Here is a 14,555-nt window from a genome sequence, read left to right as displayed (position 1 = left end):
CCCCTCTAACTCCCCCTTACCAAGGGGGAGGACCGGAGTTTCCCCCCTTACCAAGGGGGGATTAAGGGGGGTAATGCAGGATTGTGAATCATCTTCCGAGATGTGTGTACACCGTAGGGCTAAGCAGGGGATCACTATTATCGCCAGCGACCTGAGCGAAGAATACTAATAATTAACCAAATACCCAGCAGGGTGGCAGCGGCAAAGAGGCTGGTACTCAACCATTGCAGCTGCACATTGGTTTGATTGCTGGAAATAATGGCAGCACCAATAATCAGGGCGGCAACTACTGTACTAAACGAACGACGGTTGGCCGCTTGCTCGATACTTCGCTGCACGTTAGTGAGGTCTTTGATATTGACATTCCAAGTCAGGGTCTCCTCGCTTAAGCGATCGAGCAGGAAACCAAACTGACGCGGTGCGGACAGGGACAGGTTACGAAATTCTAGCCCCGTTCGCAGTAATGCTTGCAGGGGGTCATCTCCAATCAGCTGCTGGCGGAACAGGTCGACCATTAATGGTCGAATCTCAGCAATCAGATTAATTTGAGGATTAAACTGACGGGCAACACCTTCTAAATTAGCCAGGGACTTGGTAAATAGACCTATATTGGCGGGCCAACGCAAATGATTACGGGTCCCTGCTTCTAAAATTTCGGCAAAGGCTGCCGCTGTATTGAAGCTTTGCAGAGATAAGCCATAGTAGCGGGCTAATAAGCGGCTGTAGTCAAATTCTAGCTTCGCTAAATCGACATCCTGGAGCGGCTCTGCCAACTGCAGCGTGAGCTGAGCACACCGTTGGGCGTCGGAACTAACCACGGCTAATACCATCTCGGTCAACGTCGTGCGCGTACGCGGATCTAAGCGACCCATCATGCCACAGTCTAGGAGGGCAATACGACCATCGCTGAGATAAAAAATATTGCCCGGGTGGGGATCGGCATGGAAGAAGCCATCGATAAAATACTGTTGGAAAAAGGCGCGAAACAATAGCCGACTGAGGAGGTTACGGATTTCTGATGGTGCTGGATGGGTACCGATGGCAGCTGATAGAATGGGCTGCCCATCCAGCCATTGCATCACGAGTACTTTGGGCGTGGTCAGGGGCCAGATAATTTCTGGGATGGCCAGCTGATGGGTGTCAAACCAGCGACCTTTAGCCAGGTTTTGACGCAGCTGATCGGTGTAGGTGGCCTCCGTTGTAAAGTCCAGCTCGGCATTGAGGGCACTGCTAAATTCATCGGCCAGGGCAACCACGTTGTAGCGCTGACCAAACTGGGTGGTAGACACCAGCTTGGCTATATCCCGAATCAGCGCCATGTCTCTCCATACCTGTATATCGATACCAGGACGCTGGATTTTTAGGGCGACGGGCTGACCGTTTTTGAGCACGGCTCGATGGACCTGGCCAATGGAACCGGATGCGATCGCACCATAATCCACCTCTGAAAACACCACATCTGGATCTAATTGTTCCTTAAGAAACACCCGAATTGTCGCTGCATCTACGGGCGGCACCGTCGATTGCAAAGCGCTAAGCGCTTCGATATAAGCTGGTGGCACCAGGTCAGGGCGTGTACTTAGCAACTGCCCAAACTTGATATAAACCGGTCCTAAATCCGTCAAAATATTTCGCAACACTGCCGGGGGCGGAATATCGGGTTCTTCTGAAGCCTTACCCACCAGCAAACGCCGCATATAATCCCAACCGTGGCGTAAAAACACCTCCACAATTTCACCCTGGCGGGAAATAAGATTTGGCGTTAACATGCAGCCCTTCGTTAAAGTAGTGTCGGTTTGATGCTAGCAAAGGGTTATAAGAATTATGAGTTATGAGTTATGAGTTCCCAGTTATTGGTTCGTTGAACTATCTAGTACGCACTGAAAGACGACTCGCACCCAAGGTTCCCAACGAATAACCAATAACCAATAACCAATAACAAACAACTCTCCCCTGCTCCCCTTCTAACCTATGTGGCTACGTAACCTCATCCTCATTTGCACAACGGCGTACCATATCTGGTGTTGTCGCCAAGAAGCTCAAACGCCGCCGCCAGGGAAGGTTTATGACATTGGAGATTGCCAGCTCCACCTGTATCGTCGGGGACGACCACGGCCTCATCAACCGACGGTAATTTTGGATCACAGTCTGGGGGGGGTAGAAGGTTATCTGCTAATTGACGAAATTGCTGAATTTGCTGATGTCTGCATTTATGACCGCGCCGGTTATGGCTGGAGTTCTAACAGCCCCAATCCACGCAACAGCAACGAAATGATGCAGGAATTTGAAGCCTTAATGCGCCAAGCGGATATTCGTCCCCCCTATGTGCTGGTTGGGGACTCGTTGGCTAGCTACACCATGCGTCTTTATGCCCATACTTACCCCGACAATGTGGCCGGATTGATTTTAACCGATGGTCTCCATGAAGACGGCATGGCCAGACTACCTGGCAGCCTAAAGCTGATGAAAGCTGTTTTTACGGCGGGCTTTTTGATGTCGGTGGTAGGCTCCGCCCTGGGATTTATTCGAATTATGCAGCAGTTGGGACTGTTCCAGGTGATTAGCCCTCGACTCAGACAGTACAGTCAGGAGCAATTAGCCCCTGTTCTACGTTCCTTTGTACGCCCCAAACATTGGTTTACCATGGCCCGCGAAATGATCAGCCTCAATGCCAGCCATGAACAGCTACGTAAAACAGGAAATTTGGGGTCCTTACCCGTCATTAATATCAAGGCCAGCCACTTCTTTACGCCAGCACCACTCGTCAAACCCTTGCCCCTGGAAACTGCGGATCATCTCTGGACCCAGATGCATCACAATCTCATGAGACTTTCAACCCAAAGCCTCAGCTTGCCCGCCCAGAGTAGTAGTCACTTTGTTTGGGTTGATCAGCCTGAGGCCATGATTGAAGCTATTGATCGGATGTTGCTCAAGTTGCAGAGGGAGCGTCAAAGCTAGAATTTTTCTATTTTTTGAAGGTTTGTAATTCTCCACTCCCTAGTCCCCAAAGCTTGCTAAGGCGAAATAACTATGGGTTAGCGATTACAATAAAACGTGGCTGGTAATAGTTCGTTAGCCTTTACTTCAGTATCGGGGTAAAGGCGCTAGGTCATAGCTAGCCAAAGCTATATATAGTAAGCCTCTACATAGCGGTAACCTGCAATGAGTACACAGCCTGATCGAGTCTTAATTTTTGACACTACCCTACGGGATGGGGAGCAATCTCCTGGCGCGACCATGAATGTCGAAGAAAAGCTAGCGGTGGCGCGTCAGCTGGCTCGGCTCGGTGTAGACATCATTGAGGCAGGGTTTCCCTACGCAAGTCCTGGTGATTTTGAGGCGGTGCAGCGCATTGCCCAGGAAGTGGGAACCGTTGATGGACCAACTATTTGTGGCTTAGCTCGGGCGACTAAACAGGATATCGAAGCCGCTGCTCGGGCAATTGAGCCTGCCGATAAAGGTCGTATCCATACCTTTATTGCCACGTCCGATATCCACATGAAATATAAGCTCAAGAAATCGCGGGATGAGGTGCTAGCCATCACCGATGAGATGGTGCGCTTTGCCAAGGGCTTTACGGACGATGTGGAGTTTTCGCCAGAGGATGCGGGTCGCTCAGAACCAGAATTTTTGTACCAGGTGTTGGAGGTTGCGATCGCAGCCGGAGCCACCACCATCAACATTCCTGACACCGTTGGCTACCTCACCCCCAGTGAGTTTGGCGGCTTAATCAAAGGCATTGCCGAAAACGTACCCAACGTGGACCAGGCGGTTATTTCTGTGCACGGCCACAACGATCTGGGTTTGGCTGTGGCCAACTTTTTAGAAGCCGTCAAAAACGGCGCGCGCCAGCTAGAGTGCACCATTAACGGCATCGGTGAGCGGGCGGGTAACGCCGCCCTCGAAGAGCTAGTGATGGCCATGCATGTGCGTCGGCAGTACTTTAATCCTTTCTTTGGTCGTCCCGCTGACTCAGAAGCGCCCCTGACCCATATCAACACCCAGGAAATTTACAAGACCTCCCGGTTGATCTCCAGCGTTACTGGCATGCTAGTGCAGCCTAATAAGGCCATTGTCGGGGCCAATGCCTTTGCCCATGAGTCCGGCATTCACCAGGACGGCGTTCTGAAGAATAAGCTCACCTATGAGATCATGGACGCCCAAACCATCGGTCTCAACGATAATCTGATCGTGCTAGGTAAGCACTCAGGCCGTAATGCGTTCCGCACCCGCCTGCAGGAACTGGGCTATGAGCTATCGGACCAGGATTTAAACAAGGCATTTTTGCGGTTTAAGGAGCTGGCGGATAAGAAAAAGGAAATTAGCGATCGCGACCTGGAAGCCATCGTCAATGACGAAACCCAACAGGTGGTTGAGCACTTCAAACTTGAACTTGTCCAGGTTTCCTGTGGTAGCAGCGCTCGACCCACCGCCACAGTCACTATCCTCACCCCCAATGGCGAAGAATTAATGGATGCCGCCATCGGCACGGGTCCCGTCGATGCCGTGTACAAAGCCATCAATCGGGTGGTTGATATTCCCAACGACCTGATCGAATACTCCGTCCAGTCAGTGACCGCCGGCATTGATGCCATGGGTGAAGTGACCATTCGGCTGCGCCATAACCAGCACATCTACTCGGGTCATGCAGCGAATACGGACATTGTGGTGGCCTCAGCCGACGCCTACATGCAGGCCTTAAACCGTCTGTACAGCGCCACTCAAGTGGGTGAGTCTCTGCATCCACAGCGGATGGCCGTACCCGCTGGCACTGGCGTTTAGGTCAGTATTACATCACACAAATCCTAAATTACCTTAGGCTCTCCCTTGGCTGAGATTACTCTCAATGCCAAAATAGAGCCTTGGAGTTGCCGTGCGTTGATGTCATTAACGTGGCGACAACCCCAAACCCACGCATGTAGTAGGAAAAACATGAGCCACCCCACAGCAAAAATTATTTACACCCTGACTGATGAAGCCCCGGCACTGGCCACCTATTCCTTACTACCCATCATCCAAGCCTTTACCCAAGCCGCCAACGTCATTGTAGAAACCAGTGACATTTCTCTGGCGGGGCGGATCATTGCCAATTTTCCAGAAACCTTGACAGAAGCCCAACGTTTACCCGATGCCCTGACTGAACTGGGTGCCCTGGCCAAAACACCGGAAGCCAATATTATCAAGCTACCTAATATCAGTGCTTCTATCCCACAGCTAACGGCAGCCATTAAGGAACTACAAGACAAGGGATATAACGTTCCCGACTATCCTGCCGAGCCCAAAAATGAGGCCGAAGCTGAGATTAAATCTCGCTATGCCAAAGTGTTAGGCAGCGCGGTGAATCCTGTTTTGCGGGAAGGCAACTCAGACCGCCGGGTGGCAGCAGCCGTGAAACAATATGCCCAGAAAAATCCTCACCGAGTTGGCGCATGGGCATTGGATTCTAAATCCCATGTGGCCCACATGGACAGTGAAGATTTTTATGGCAGTGAGAAATCCGTTGTCATTCAAGATGCCGACAGCATCAGCATTGAGCTAGTTACTGAAGATGGTGACATCACAGTCTTAAAAGAGAAAATGACTGTCCTGTCAGGGGAGGTGATTGACGCAGCTGTGATGAGCGTTAAAGCGCTGCGGGCTTTTTATGAAAAAGAGATTGATAGTGCTCAAAAAGAGAACATTCTGCTTTCTCTCCATGTGAAAGCAACCATGATGAAAGTCTCTGACCCCATTTTGTTTGGCCATGCTGTCACCGTTTACTTTAAAGACGTATTTGAAAAGTATGTTGACACCTTTGCCCAACTGGGTGTCAACCCCAACAATGGCCTGGGTGATGTATACGCCAAGATTAAAACATTGCCCGATGATCAACGTGCTGCCATTGAAGCCGATTTACAGGCAACCTATGGCAAGCGGCCTGATCTCGCCATGGTCAACTCCGATCAGGGCATTACCAATCTCCATGTGCCCAGCGACGTGATCATTGATGCATCTATGGCAGCTGCCATTCGTTCCTCTGGCCAAATGTGGGGGACGGATGGCCAGCTTCATGATACTAAGGCCATCATCCCCGATCGGTGCTATGCCACCATGTACCAGGAGTGCATTAGCTTCTGCCAAGAAAATGGAGCCTTTGATGTGACTACCATGGGTAATGTCGCCAATGTGGGTCTGATGGCGCAGAAAGCTGAAGAATATGGTTCCCACGACAAAACATTTGAGATTCCTGCCAATGGTACCGTGCGCGTGGTAAGTGCCGATGGGCAAACGCTGATGGAGCATGGCGTCGAAAAGGGTGATATCTGGCGCATGTGCCAAACCAAAGATATTCCCATTCAGGACTGGGTAAAACTTGCCGTTAGTCGTGCCAGAGCAACTGGTGCACCTACCGTCTTCTGGCTAGACGAACATCGTGCCCATGATGCAAATATCCTTAAAAAGGTGAAACAGTATCTCCCCAACCACGACACCACAGGTCTGGACATCAAGATTTTGCCACCTGCGGACGCCATGCGTTTCACCTGTGAGCAGATCAAGATTGGCAAAAATGTTATCTCAGTCACCGGAAACGTCCTGCGTGATTATCTAACCGATCTCTTCCCAATTCTTGAGCTGGGTACCAGCGCAAAAATGCTCTCCATTGTGCCATTGTTAGCAGGCGGTGGTTTGTTTGAGACGGGGGCGGGTGGTTCTGCCCCCAAGCATGTACAACAGTTTATTAGTGAAGGGCATTTGCGGTGGGACTCACTGGGGGAATTTCTAGCCTTGGCGGTGACCCTGGAGGATGTGGGGCATAAAACCAATAATGAAAACGCCTTGATCTTGGCTGAAACCCTGAACAAAGCCAATAGCCAATATTTGCAAAATGCTAAGACCCCTTCCCGTAAAGTCCATGAGTTAGATAATCGCGGCAGTCATTTTTACCTGGCCATGTACTGGGCCCAGGCTTTGGCTGAACAAGAGAAAAATTTAGAGCTCAAAGCTAAATTTGCCAAGCTAGCGCAGCACCTGAGGGAAAACGAAGACAAAATTGTTGGTGAACTCAATGCCGCTCAAGGAACATCCATGGATATTGGCGGTTACTATCTGGCAGATGCAGAGAAAACTAGCCAGGCCATGCGCCCTAGTCAGACGCTAAATGTAGCCTTGACAACAGTTTAGCAGAGTATCTGATGTAGGGGCTGTGCCTGGTGCTAGCCCTTTACGGGACCAATCTGTTTCACCAGGTAAAACATCCAGGCACAACATATATGTTGAGGCTCAATCGTTTGATTTTAGAGCCACATATTTACCGTGAAATTGGCCGACGAGTAGACCATTGGAATAAACTTCAGAGGAGAGGCTTATGCGCCCTTTTCCACGTTTAGTCAGTGTATTGATAAAGCACTGCCAGACATTAGAATCAGGTGAGAAACAACGGGCCTGAACATCTCCTGTAGCAGGATTTGTATATTCCAGGCTATTGCTTTGAATAACAATACGACTGGGTATATTCAACGTCTTTAACTGCACATGGACAAACGTCCAGGCAGAAAGAATTGCTAAGGTCGAAATACTGCCACCAAATACCGTATTACGGTGATTGATATTGGGCGCTAAGGGTGCCGATAGCAGAACACCGCTGTCATTGATGGAGGCAACAGCTACCGCCATCGCTTTAGACATGGGGATGTGTTCGTGAAGGTACTGTTCTATGGTGATGCAATCAATGGCCATATTATCTGAGGTTTAGGGCTTGCCGTAATGGTATACGGCATTGATCAGATTTTCGGGGGTGCCAATATCGAGGTAATGGCCAGTTTCAAAAGGAACAGCCTCTACCCGTAGGTTATTTGCGATCGCACTCACAATCACATCCCCAATTGGCGTTTCAGCATAGTCTGGCATCTCTTTGAGCAGCATCGGAGACTGATCGCCAATCAGCGCCTGACGTTTCGTCTCAACAAACTGGTGGAGAAACTCCGTAAAGCTAGGCCGCCACACAGCAATGGCCCACATATAGGGCAAATGGGTGAGGTTCGACTTTTCATAGATGCCAGAGACGACACCATCTTGATCAAACTCAACCAGCCCCACCTTGTCAGGCTGATCCGTGGGGAACAGACCTAACACCACATCGGCTTGGGTCGTTTGTAACCGAGTTATGAGCTGGGCATAGGCATCAGCTGGGCTAAACAAGATATCGGGAAACCCCATGGCAACAATGGCATCTTTCACAAAAGGATAGGCCTGGTTGAGGCTAAAGGGCACCCCAAAGGGCACATGCACCGTCAAATAGGCCAATCGCATCTTGAGTTGGGAGCCATCACCGAAATAATTGGGAATATCCCACTTACCAGGTCGCAAAATCAAAAAGGACTCTTGCACTCCGCCTTTACCCATGGCCTCCAGCAAATATTGACAGACCACCTTAGGCCGTAGCCCTTTTTCAGCAAGGCTTTGAAAGCCAATGGGGAATAGTTCTTTGCTCATGGATAATGGACTAATGCGGCTACCCTGGCCAGCAGCGGGGAGCAAACCAATGATTCTGGGGGAATGTGCAGTCATGATAGAGTCAGCAATTTGCTATGGACACAGCGTAAACTTGCGACGTGAGATTGCGTCTCAAAGTTCTGGGGCGCAGCAATTACCTGGATTTGATCAAACTGAATGGTGGAGCGCGGCAGGGTGATCGTTTCTGTCAGTGTTTGTTGGGTAACCGCATCAAGGCGGTGATATAACAGGCTGAGATGGGGATCTAGCCTAGGCTGTGGAGCATCGGGAATGGCTGTAACCAGATCTCTCACCAACTGCGTGAAATCAACTGTCTGCTTTAACTGAACATAGAGGGTTTTGGAAAAGTGGGTTTCATAGTTGAGAGTGATGACCTCTAGCTCTATCGGTTGTGTTAATGACAGCCCTTTAACCACGGCTGTCACGGCTAGAGAGGCGGGTAGAGAACCACTGTACAGGGTCACATGGGGATAAAAGGGTTCGGTCTTGAAACGTTCTGTCAAACCATTAATCAGGTCTTGAAAATAGGTTAAATCTGGTTCTTGGGGGACTAACCAAAAGGAATAGTACGATACTGCCATGGCTCAGGGATTCATAGGAGCGATCGCATTGTGGCTGTGCGATCCTCAAGTAAACGTACAGGGCTCAGCGAAACAGTGATTGCGATCGCAATTAAACGTACAGCACTCGGCTAAGCAGCGATAAAGAACACATCAAAAATTTACGAAAAGCTCATTAAAGTAGTTGCCAGAGCCCCTTGACACTTCAGGAATCCTCCAGAGCTGCATCGTAGTCATACTGTGAGTTTTAGCCTCACATGCCTTCTAAGCAAATGAAAAAATGAGATTTAACCTTTACTACTTTTACTGGTTCGCCCTTTTATTGATTACAGAGATTTATATCGGCATTTTTATTAAAGATGACTTTATTCGTCCATACATGGGAGACTTCTTGGTTGTCATCTTGATTTATGCATTTGTGCGAGCATTCTTTAAATACTCAATAAATCTCACCGCCATAGGTGTTTTATTATTTTCGTTTTTAGTTGAGATTCTGCAACATTTCAACATTGTAGACGTACTTGGTCTCGGATCTTCTCGCCTCGCTAGAACCGTGATTGGTACATCGTTTAGCTGGGAAGATTTTATTGCCTATAGCCTTGGCATTATCATAGTTTTAGTATCTGAGAAATTTATCGGTCCCAGCCTCAAGAAAGAATCTCCCAGCAGTACTTGAGTTAAGAGCCCGTGTATTACATACATCATCAAAATAGCTTTACGGTCTAACACTTAAAGTATTGTCAGCATTGAGATATGAGTAACCTCAAAAAGGTAAATCACAGTTAAACGTTTGCTCAAGATAGTCCTTGGCTTCCGTCACCACCATACCCGTTCGACGTTGGACTAAATCGATGGCATCCATGTGTCTTCTGTCAGCTAGTAGTTGCTTGAGGTGTTGTTTGACAGGCCCACGTTCGGTAATCGGCAGAGGAGCAACATCAGGGTAGTGATCGATATAGTTTTTCGCCTCTTTGAGACTCCAGTTTGTCACAGTTCTTACCAGCTTAATGGCATCAATCTTGCGCCCTCGCTGCATAAACAGCCGCACACGGTCATTAATATCATGGTGGTCTATATCGAAGGATTCTATAGGGGGTGTAGGATTGCCGTTACCCATGCCCTCGGTGATAGGTAAGGGGGCCAAATAAGGAAAAGCATCTAAATAATCTTTAGATTGTTTTAATCCCCATCCTGTTGTAGACCGAATGAGCTTAATGGCATCAAGTTTACGATTCTGCTGCATAAGCGTTCTTATGCGATCTTCGACGTTAGAACTATCAGCAGCCTTTGTTTCAACTGATTGTGTATCCAACGATGTTAGTTCAGAGGGTGCTTCATAGGATACTTGACGCAGCTGTGGAGTAGCTGGCGATGGACGAGATAATGGTGTTGCTGGGTTACCAGATGGGTCTTGGGGTTTGGGTAATTGATAGGTAGAGTCATCAATGGGCTCAGGGGCATTCGAGGCCTTGGTCCCCTGTTTGGGCTGTAGTGCTAGCCAAATGATGATTAGGATAAAGAGTAGTGCGATCGCAATATATATCAGTGACATAACACTCTCTCCTTCAAAGGCCTCAACAACACACATATAGCCTATATCCACGGGCTTATTTTAAGTCCCACTATTAACACACAGGCTACGTATAACTCTATCAGCCCACCTGATAGTGAAGCATCAGCACACCATTGTTATAAATTTCCCTGTCAATGAGTTGCAAAGCTGTTTGATTAATTACTCCAGAAAATAGTGGAATACCGTCCCCCATCAAAAATGGGTTTACCTTCAAAATCAACTTATCAATCAGCTTCTCAGACAAAAGTGCTGTCGCTAAAACACCCCCACCACATAGCCAGATCCCTTTACCCTCTTCTTGTTTTAATTGCCTAACAGTGTCAGCAACATCCTCTGAAACAAGAACAACATCTGTATGGGGACTCGCGTGCATACTACGAGAGAACAGATATTGTTTCAGATGAGAATAAGGACTGAGCACACCTTCCTGCAAACCAATTTCATAGGTTTTGCGTCCCATCAAAACAACATCAAACCATTTATTTTCAGCATGCACACCCATAACATCACGCAAATGAGAGGGCACAGTTTCGGGGAAGGAGGTAAATACTTCCGTAAGATATTCAGAATCCTGGGAAAAGCCATCGTGGGAACCATCTCTGTGGGCAATAAAACCATCCAGGCTACAGGCTACGTAGTAAGTTAGTTCTCGCATTATGCGTTCCTCCTATTAGATGCACGTCAATTGAGCTAATGTGAGCTGCACAATGTGCAGCTTAGTCAATGCACCTCCTTTAATCGCATCACCATGGCCTAAAACATGGAAGTATCCGTATTAGTGAATCGCCCTATAACAAGGCGATTCCGCAAAATCACTGATTCAATCTTCATAATCTCTCAAACATAGTGATTTTCACAAAAAAAAATACTTCAACTTTAGTAATTTTCTTAAAGTTACTCCCCTAAAGATAGGGGAACTTTTAGATAGCCCTAAAAATTGAATATGAGATATGACAGTCTCTATAGTGCACATTATAAACACTAGCCACAGTCTATATTACAGATGCGTATAGCCCCTGCATAAAATAGCACAAGTATAACCTTCTTTAAAGATTATTCTCTGTCAAGCTATCTAATGCCTTAGCATCGCTCAAATACTTCTGTGCTTCCAAAAAAGTAGAGTCTACAAAGAGAATTAAAATTCTGCTTTGCGGTATAAGTATTGGGGGGTTTTAAAAGAAAAAGTAGTTGTAGATCGACAAACAAGGCAATTTAAAATACAACAAGCCATAGCTTTTCAGCTTCCACTACAGAACACACCGAAGCATCTTACGGGTTCACAAAAATTACTGAGGCGTTGCGTTCCGAAACATGCCCTCATGTTTTTACGCTAAACTCACCCAGAATATCTCCAGGACATGCCTATAAAGTCTTCGTCCTTGACATGCCCTAACACCAAAACAAACAAACAACGATGGGGTCAATCGTGTTAGCAAACTCATCTGCTAGCAGGGGGTTAGCAGGTCATCACTTATGATTGTACATATAGAGAATCTTCAACTACCGTTAGCTTGTGAGCAGCTATTGAGCTATCTCAAAAGTATCACAGCCATGCCATATCAACCCTTTAGATGCGGATTTACGCATCTTTATGAGATTAAGAACTTCCAAAATTTTCGCTTACTAGAAGGGGTCGCTGTTCCATCCCACAGTGATGGCATTGCCGGGTATCGGCCAATATTAATGCTGCATAACCCTGGCAATAGTTACATTGTTCGCGGGACTAGCCAAACGTTTCCCCCACAGCAGCAGGGCACCATGATTGTCTTAGATATCGACGCTCGACACGAAGTGCGCAGCAAAGACCCTAACGGCGGCTTTGGCGCTTGGGCCGGACTAGTATGGGGACACTGTGGTGAACCCTTGCTGAAAACAGACTGGGAACCCCAAAATGTGGCAGAGCAGGCGAGAAAAGAATTTACCAACTTTTGTCACACTATTGAAAGTTAATTGATTTTGCGTTCTAAGTCAGTGCGCTAGTTAATTTCAATACTTTCAATCATCCAGTTTCCTGGTGAATGGTTAAATGTAGCGACAAAATCAGTTTCACTCCATGGGCTAACTGTATCGATAGCAACGGTTTTAATAGTCTCTGATTGATCGTCTTGTTGAGAACGGATAGTTAAGGTGACATTCTTAGCAGCTGTCAATCCATTATTCAAGACAGTTCCTCTAATACTGTTGCCGTCCACCCGAGTACCCACTGTCCACAAACTGGAAAGAGTAGTGCCATACAAAGCCTTCACCGATGTCGTTCCTACGGAGACACTAGACCGATTACGATTGGAAAATCGTGGAGTAGCCCCTTCATAGAGTGGAGTCTGTGTTGCAATGGAAGGGCGTTTGACAATACCTTTACAGCTAACCGTTTCCTCAGGTTTAGCCCCATCTTTAAGGTGGCCATACAAATTGCGTCTTAATTCTACAAGTGTCTGACGTTCATCAGGGGTAATCGTTGCAGACGCAATTAACGTACTCGATAATTCTATGGCCTCATACCAGTCTCGATGACAGATAGCTTCTCTCAGATTATTTGGAATCTCTACGTCTAAAACCGCAGCATCAGCACTTTCGGCAGCAGCAGCAGTACCAGCTAACGCTAATAATGAAACAAAAACAGTCGAGGCTTTCATAGTAGAAGAGCTGGAAGAACACTACTTGCTTAAGCATTCAAAAAGAACGCAGCAAGCACAGGATTAAGTCTATGAAGATACGATGTGATTGCTGCTTTACGTTCGGAATTGCTTCAAACATCAGCATTGCTGACGCTCGGGATAACTTTAAATGTGAGATACCGTCAAATAGCAATGGATCTAACCGACTCATCCCCTAACTCAGCAATCACAAAAATCTTGTGCACCATCGGCGTGCGCCCCGTGATATAAATATACCCGTAAAACAGCCTAATAAGTTGATAGCGCATCCACTTTTAGTACTGTAACGCTTAATTGCTCACAAGGAAGTTCTATATCACGAGCAGTCTAGGCAAAATCGCTCTTTGCTTACATATCCTTGGCCTACCCTTAACTAATTATTGGCGATTCAACTCTCCATAACAAGAATGTTTGTTAATAGTTCAGCCCTCAGATTAAGGTTCAAACAGTGGAGTGATAGGAGTCCCCGTTAGGGAGATAGTTGGCTCAAGGTCACATAGTCCAATCATCGCTTCCCAACGAGAGGGAAAATCTGGATCGATAAATGTGATTTCAAATCCACCCCAATAGTAGGTGGGTTCACCATTGGCGTCTTCTCTAAAGGTGTCGCAGCGTAGGGAAGAAGACTCTTGCACCCAGTAACCAGAATAGGAACCTCGGCCAGTATACACTCCAGCTAAACCATCTATAAAAACAGTACCGAAACCATCACCATAGGTCCAGATAGCGGTTCTATTTCGTTCGTCTTGATAGATAACGTCATATTCTTCTGTAGACCATTTTTCGTCAGCTATAGCTTTGTGAGGCAACAATGCAGTAGACAGCACAAATGCAGCAAGAAATATAATGCTCTTTTTCATCATAGTGACCTCGATAGATGGCGCAACCAAGCCTAAGTCAATAGGCAGGCAACTGTGGATAATTTTAGCTGTCTTTTGCTAAGAGAATGCAAACTATTGTTGTCAAACATCCCTCCACCGTCCAAATCGAGAAGCCTTACGAGCAAGATCCAATGCAGAATACATCAGCAAACTGGAGGTTGGCTTACAAGAGCTAGAGGAGACAGGTTACTGGTTAGAGAGTTTCCCATATTAGAGATAAAAGCTGGCCCTTGGCTAATAGAAGAGGAACCCGTGATGCCTGATGTAATTTTGGAAGCAGTATTAAAATCTTGTAGAGAGTGCGATCCCACAGCATAGCGTCTCAGTTTTTGGGTTGTCACTCAACAGCAGTGATCAGGTGGGTTTAAAAGCACAACACCCAACCGTCTTCCTG

13 protein-coding genes and 1 pseudogene are annotated in these 14,555 nt (G+C 47.2%); 6 read left to right on the top strand and 8 right to left on the bottom strand.

Annotated elements, in window-relative coordinates; all coding sequences use genetic code 11:
• Window positions 1–137 precede the first annotated feature (137 nt).
• On the bottom strand, window positions 138–1,769 hold the full coding sequence (locus tag DXZ20_RS09030; RefSeq protein ID WP_163697710.1) for an ABC1 kinase family protein: 1,632 nt from the start codon (window positions 1,767–1,769) through the stop codon (window positions 138–140).
• 202 nt (window positions 1,770–1,971) lie between these two features.
• Here DXZ20_RS09030 and DXZ20_RS09025 point away from each other — a divergent pair, with 202 nt between their 5' ends.
• From DXZ20_RS09025 to DXZ20_RS09015, 3 genes are all read left to right on the top strand, one after another.
• The gene (locus DXZ20_RS09025) at window positions 1,972–2,958 is read left to right on the top strand and encodes an alpha/beta fold hydrolase (RefSeq protein WP_163671311.1); all 987 of its coding nucleotides are present in this window, start codon (window positions 1,972–1,974) and stop codon (window positions 2,956–2,958) included.
• Between the two features lie 204 nt (window positions 2,959–3,162).
• Window positions 3,163–4,782 (top strand): 2-isopropylmalate synthase, encoded by a 1,620-nt coding sequence (locus tag DXZ20_RS09020; protein WP_163697708.1) that lies wholly within the window; start codon window positions 3,163–3,165, stop codon window positions 4,780–4,782.
• A gap of 150 nt (window positions 4,783–4,932) precedes the next feature.
• Window positions 4,933–7,161, top strand: coding sequence for an NADP-dependent isocitrate dehydrogenase (locus tag DXZ20_RS09015; RefSeq protein WP_163697707.1), 2,229 nt, complete (start codon window positions 4,933–4,935; stop codon window positions 7,159–7,161).
• Window positions 7,162–7,260: 99 nt separating this feature from the next.
• Here DXZ20_RS09015 and DXZ20_RS09010 read toward each other — a convergent pair whose 3' ends face one another.
• From DXZ20_RS09010 to DXZ20_RS09000, 3 genes are read right to left on the bottom strand one after another with little or no spacing between them, the layout of a single operon-like run.
• Window positions 7,261–7,716 (bottom strand): YiiD C-terminal domain-containing protein, encoded by a 456-nt coding sequence (locus tag DXZ20_RS09010; RefSeq protein ID WP_163697704.1) that lies wholly within the window; start codon window positions 7,714–7,716, stop codon window positions 7,261–7,263.
• Window positions 7,717–7,728: 12 nt separating this feature from the next.
• Window positions 7,729–8,547, bottom strand: a complete 819-nt coding sequence (locus DXZ20_RS09005) for a nucleotidyltransferase family protein (protein WP_163671315.1) — start codon at window positions 8,545–8,547, stop codon at window positions 7,729–7,731.
• Window positions 8,544–9,074, bottom strand: a complete 531-nt coding sequence (locus tag DXZ20_RS09000; protein ID WP_163697703.1) for a 2'-5' RNA ligase family protein — start codon at window positions 9,072–9,074, stop codon at window positions 8,544–8,546. Before DXZ20_RS09000 ends, DXZ20_RS09005 begins: the two co-directional genes overlap by 4 nt.
• A gap of 259 nt (window positions 9,075–9,333) precedes the next feature.
• On the opposite strand from DXZ20_RS09000, the gene DXZ20_RS08995 reads away from it, so the two are divergent.
• A complete protein-coding gene (locus tag DXZ20_RS08995) occupies window positions 9,334–9,729 on the top strand; it encodes a ribosomal maturation YjgA family protein (RefSeq protein ID WP_163671317.1) in 396 nt (131 codons plus the stop codon).
• A gap of 87 nt (window positions 9,730–9,816) precedes the next feature.
• On the opposite strand, the gene DXZ20_RS08990 is transcribed toward DXZ20_RS08995, so the two are convergent.
• Both DXZ20_RS08990 and DXZ20_RS08985 read right to left on the bottom strand, forming a co-directional pair.
• Window positions 9,817–10,605 carry a ribosomal protein L7/L12 gene (locus DXZ20_RS08990; protein WP_163697701.1) on the bottom strand — a complete coding sequence of 263 codons (789 nt, stop codon included), beginning with the start codon at window positions 10,603–10,605 and terminating at the stop codon, window positions 9,817–9,819.
• 100 nt (window positions 10,606–10,705) lie between these two features.
• Window positions 10,706–11,281: a dihydrofolate reductase family protein gene (locus DXZ20_RS08985; protein ID WP_163697700.1), complete on the bottom strand. Its 576-nt coding sequence runs from the start codon at window positions 11,279–11,281 to the stop codon at window positions 10,706–10,708.
• A gap of 818 nt (window positions 11,282–12,099) precedes the next feature.
• Here DXZ20_RS08985 and DXZ20_RS08980 point away from each other — a divergent pair.
• Entirely contained in the window at window positions 12,100–12,576 is a 477-nt protein-coding gene (locus DXZ20_RS08980) for a hypothetical protein (protein ID WP_163697698.1), read from the top strand.
• A gap of 26 nt (window positions 12,577–12,602) precedes the next feature.
• Here DXZ20_RS08980 and DXZ20_RS08975 read toward each other — a convergent pair whose 3' ends face one another.
• Complete coding sequence (locus DXZ20_RS08975) at window positions 12,603–13,259, bottom strand: hypothetical protein (RefSeq protein ID WP_163671321.1); 657 nt, start codon at window positions 13,257–13,259, stop codon at window positions 12,603–12,605.
• A 455-nt stretch (window positions 13,260–13,714) separates the two neighbouring features.
• Window positions 13,715–14,140: a hypothetical protein gene (locus DXZ20_RS08970; RefSeq protein WP_250565484.1), complete on the bottom strand. Its 426-nt coding sequence runs from the start codon at window positions 14,138–14,140 to the stop codon at window positions 13,715–13,717.
• A 124-nt stretch (window positions 14,141–14,264) separates the two neighbouring features.
• Here DXZ20_RS08970 and DXZ20_RS38700 point away from each other — a divergent pair.
• Window positions 14,265–14,360: pseudogene (locus DXZ20_RS38700) on the top strand (four helix bundle protein); the annotation flags it as partial.
• Window positions 14,361–14,555: the final 195 nt, after the last annotated feature.

This window comes from Adonisia turfae CCMR0081 (assembly GCF_011009555.1).
In the GTDB taxonomy this organism is placed as follows: Bacteria; Cyanobacteriota; Cyanobacteriia; order Phormidesmidales; family Phormidesmidaceae; genus Leptothoe; species Leptothoe turfae.
This window is presented reverse-complemented; position numbering and strand designations above follow the sequence as displayed.

What these genes read in the sequence shown, in the direction of transcription:
- DXZ20_RS08990 (WP_163697701.1), bottom strand. Translation starts at nt 10,605, where the DNA reads ATGTCACTGATATATATTGCGATCGCACTACTCTTTATCCTAATCATC.
- DXZ20_RS09025 (WP_163671311.1), top strand. Translation starts at nt 1,972, where the DNA reads ATGTGGCTACGTAACCTCATCCTCATTTGCACAACGGCGTACCATATC.
- DXZ20_RS09000 (WP_163697703.1), bottom strand. Translation starts at nt 9,074, where the DNA reads ATGGCAGTATCGTACTATTCCTTTTGGTTAGTCCCCCAAGAACCAGAT.
- DXZ20_RS09005 (WP_163671315.1), bottom strand. Translation starts at nt 8,547, where the DNA reads ATGACTGCACATTCCCCCAGAATCATTGGTTTGCTCCCCGCTGCTGGC.
- DXZ20_RS08995 (WP_163671317.1), top strand. Translation starts at nt 9,334, where the DNA reads ATGAGATTTAACCTTTACTACTTTTACTGGTTCGCCCTTTTATTGATT.
- DXZ20_RS09030 (WP_163697710.1), bottom strand. Translation starts at nt 1,769, where the DNA reads ATGTTAACGCCAAATCTTATTTCCCGCCAGGGTGAAATTGTGGAGGTG.
- DXZ20_RS08975 (WP_163671321.1), bottom strand. Translation starts at nt 13,259, where the DNA reads ATGAAAGCCTCGACTGTTTTTGTTTCATTATTAGCGTTAGCTGGTACT.
- DXZ20_RS08985 (WP_163697700.1), bottom strand. Translation starts at nt 11,281, where the DNA reads ATGCGAGAACTAACTTACTACGTAGCCTGTAGCCTGGATGGTTTTATT.
- DXZ20_RS09020 (WP_163697708.1), top strand. Translation starts at nt 3,163, where the DNA reads ATGAGTACACAGCCTGATCGAGTCTTAATTTTTGACACTACCCTACGG.
- DXZ20_RS08980 (WP_163697698.1), top strand. Translation starts at nt 12,100, where the DNA reads ATGATTGTACATATAGAGAATCTTCAACTACCGTTAGCTTGTGAGCAG.
- DXZ20_RS09015 (WP_163697707.1), top strand. Translation starts at nt 4,933, where the DNA reads ATGAGCCACCCCACAGCAAAAATTATTTACACCCTGACTGATGAAGCC.
- DXZ20_RS09010 (WP_163697704.1), bottom strand. Translation starts at nt 7,716, where the DNA reads ATGGCCATTGATTGCATCACCATAGAACAGTACCTTCACGAACACATC.
- DXZ20_RS08970 (WP_250565484.1), bottom strand. Translation starts at nt 14,140, where the DNA reads ATGAAAAAGAGCATTATATTTCTTGCTGCATTTGTGCTGTCTACTGCA.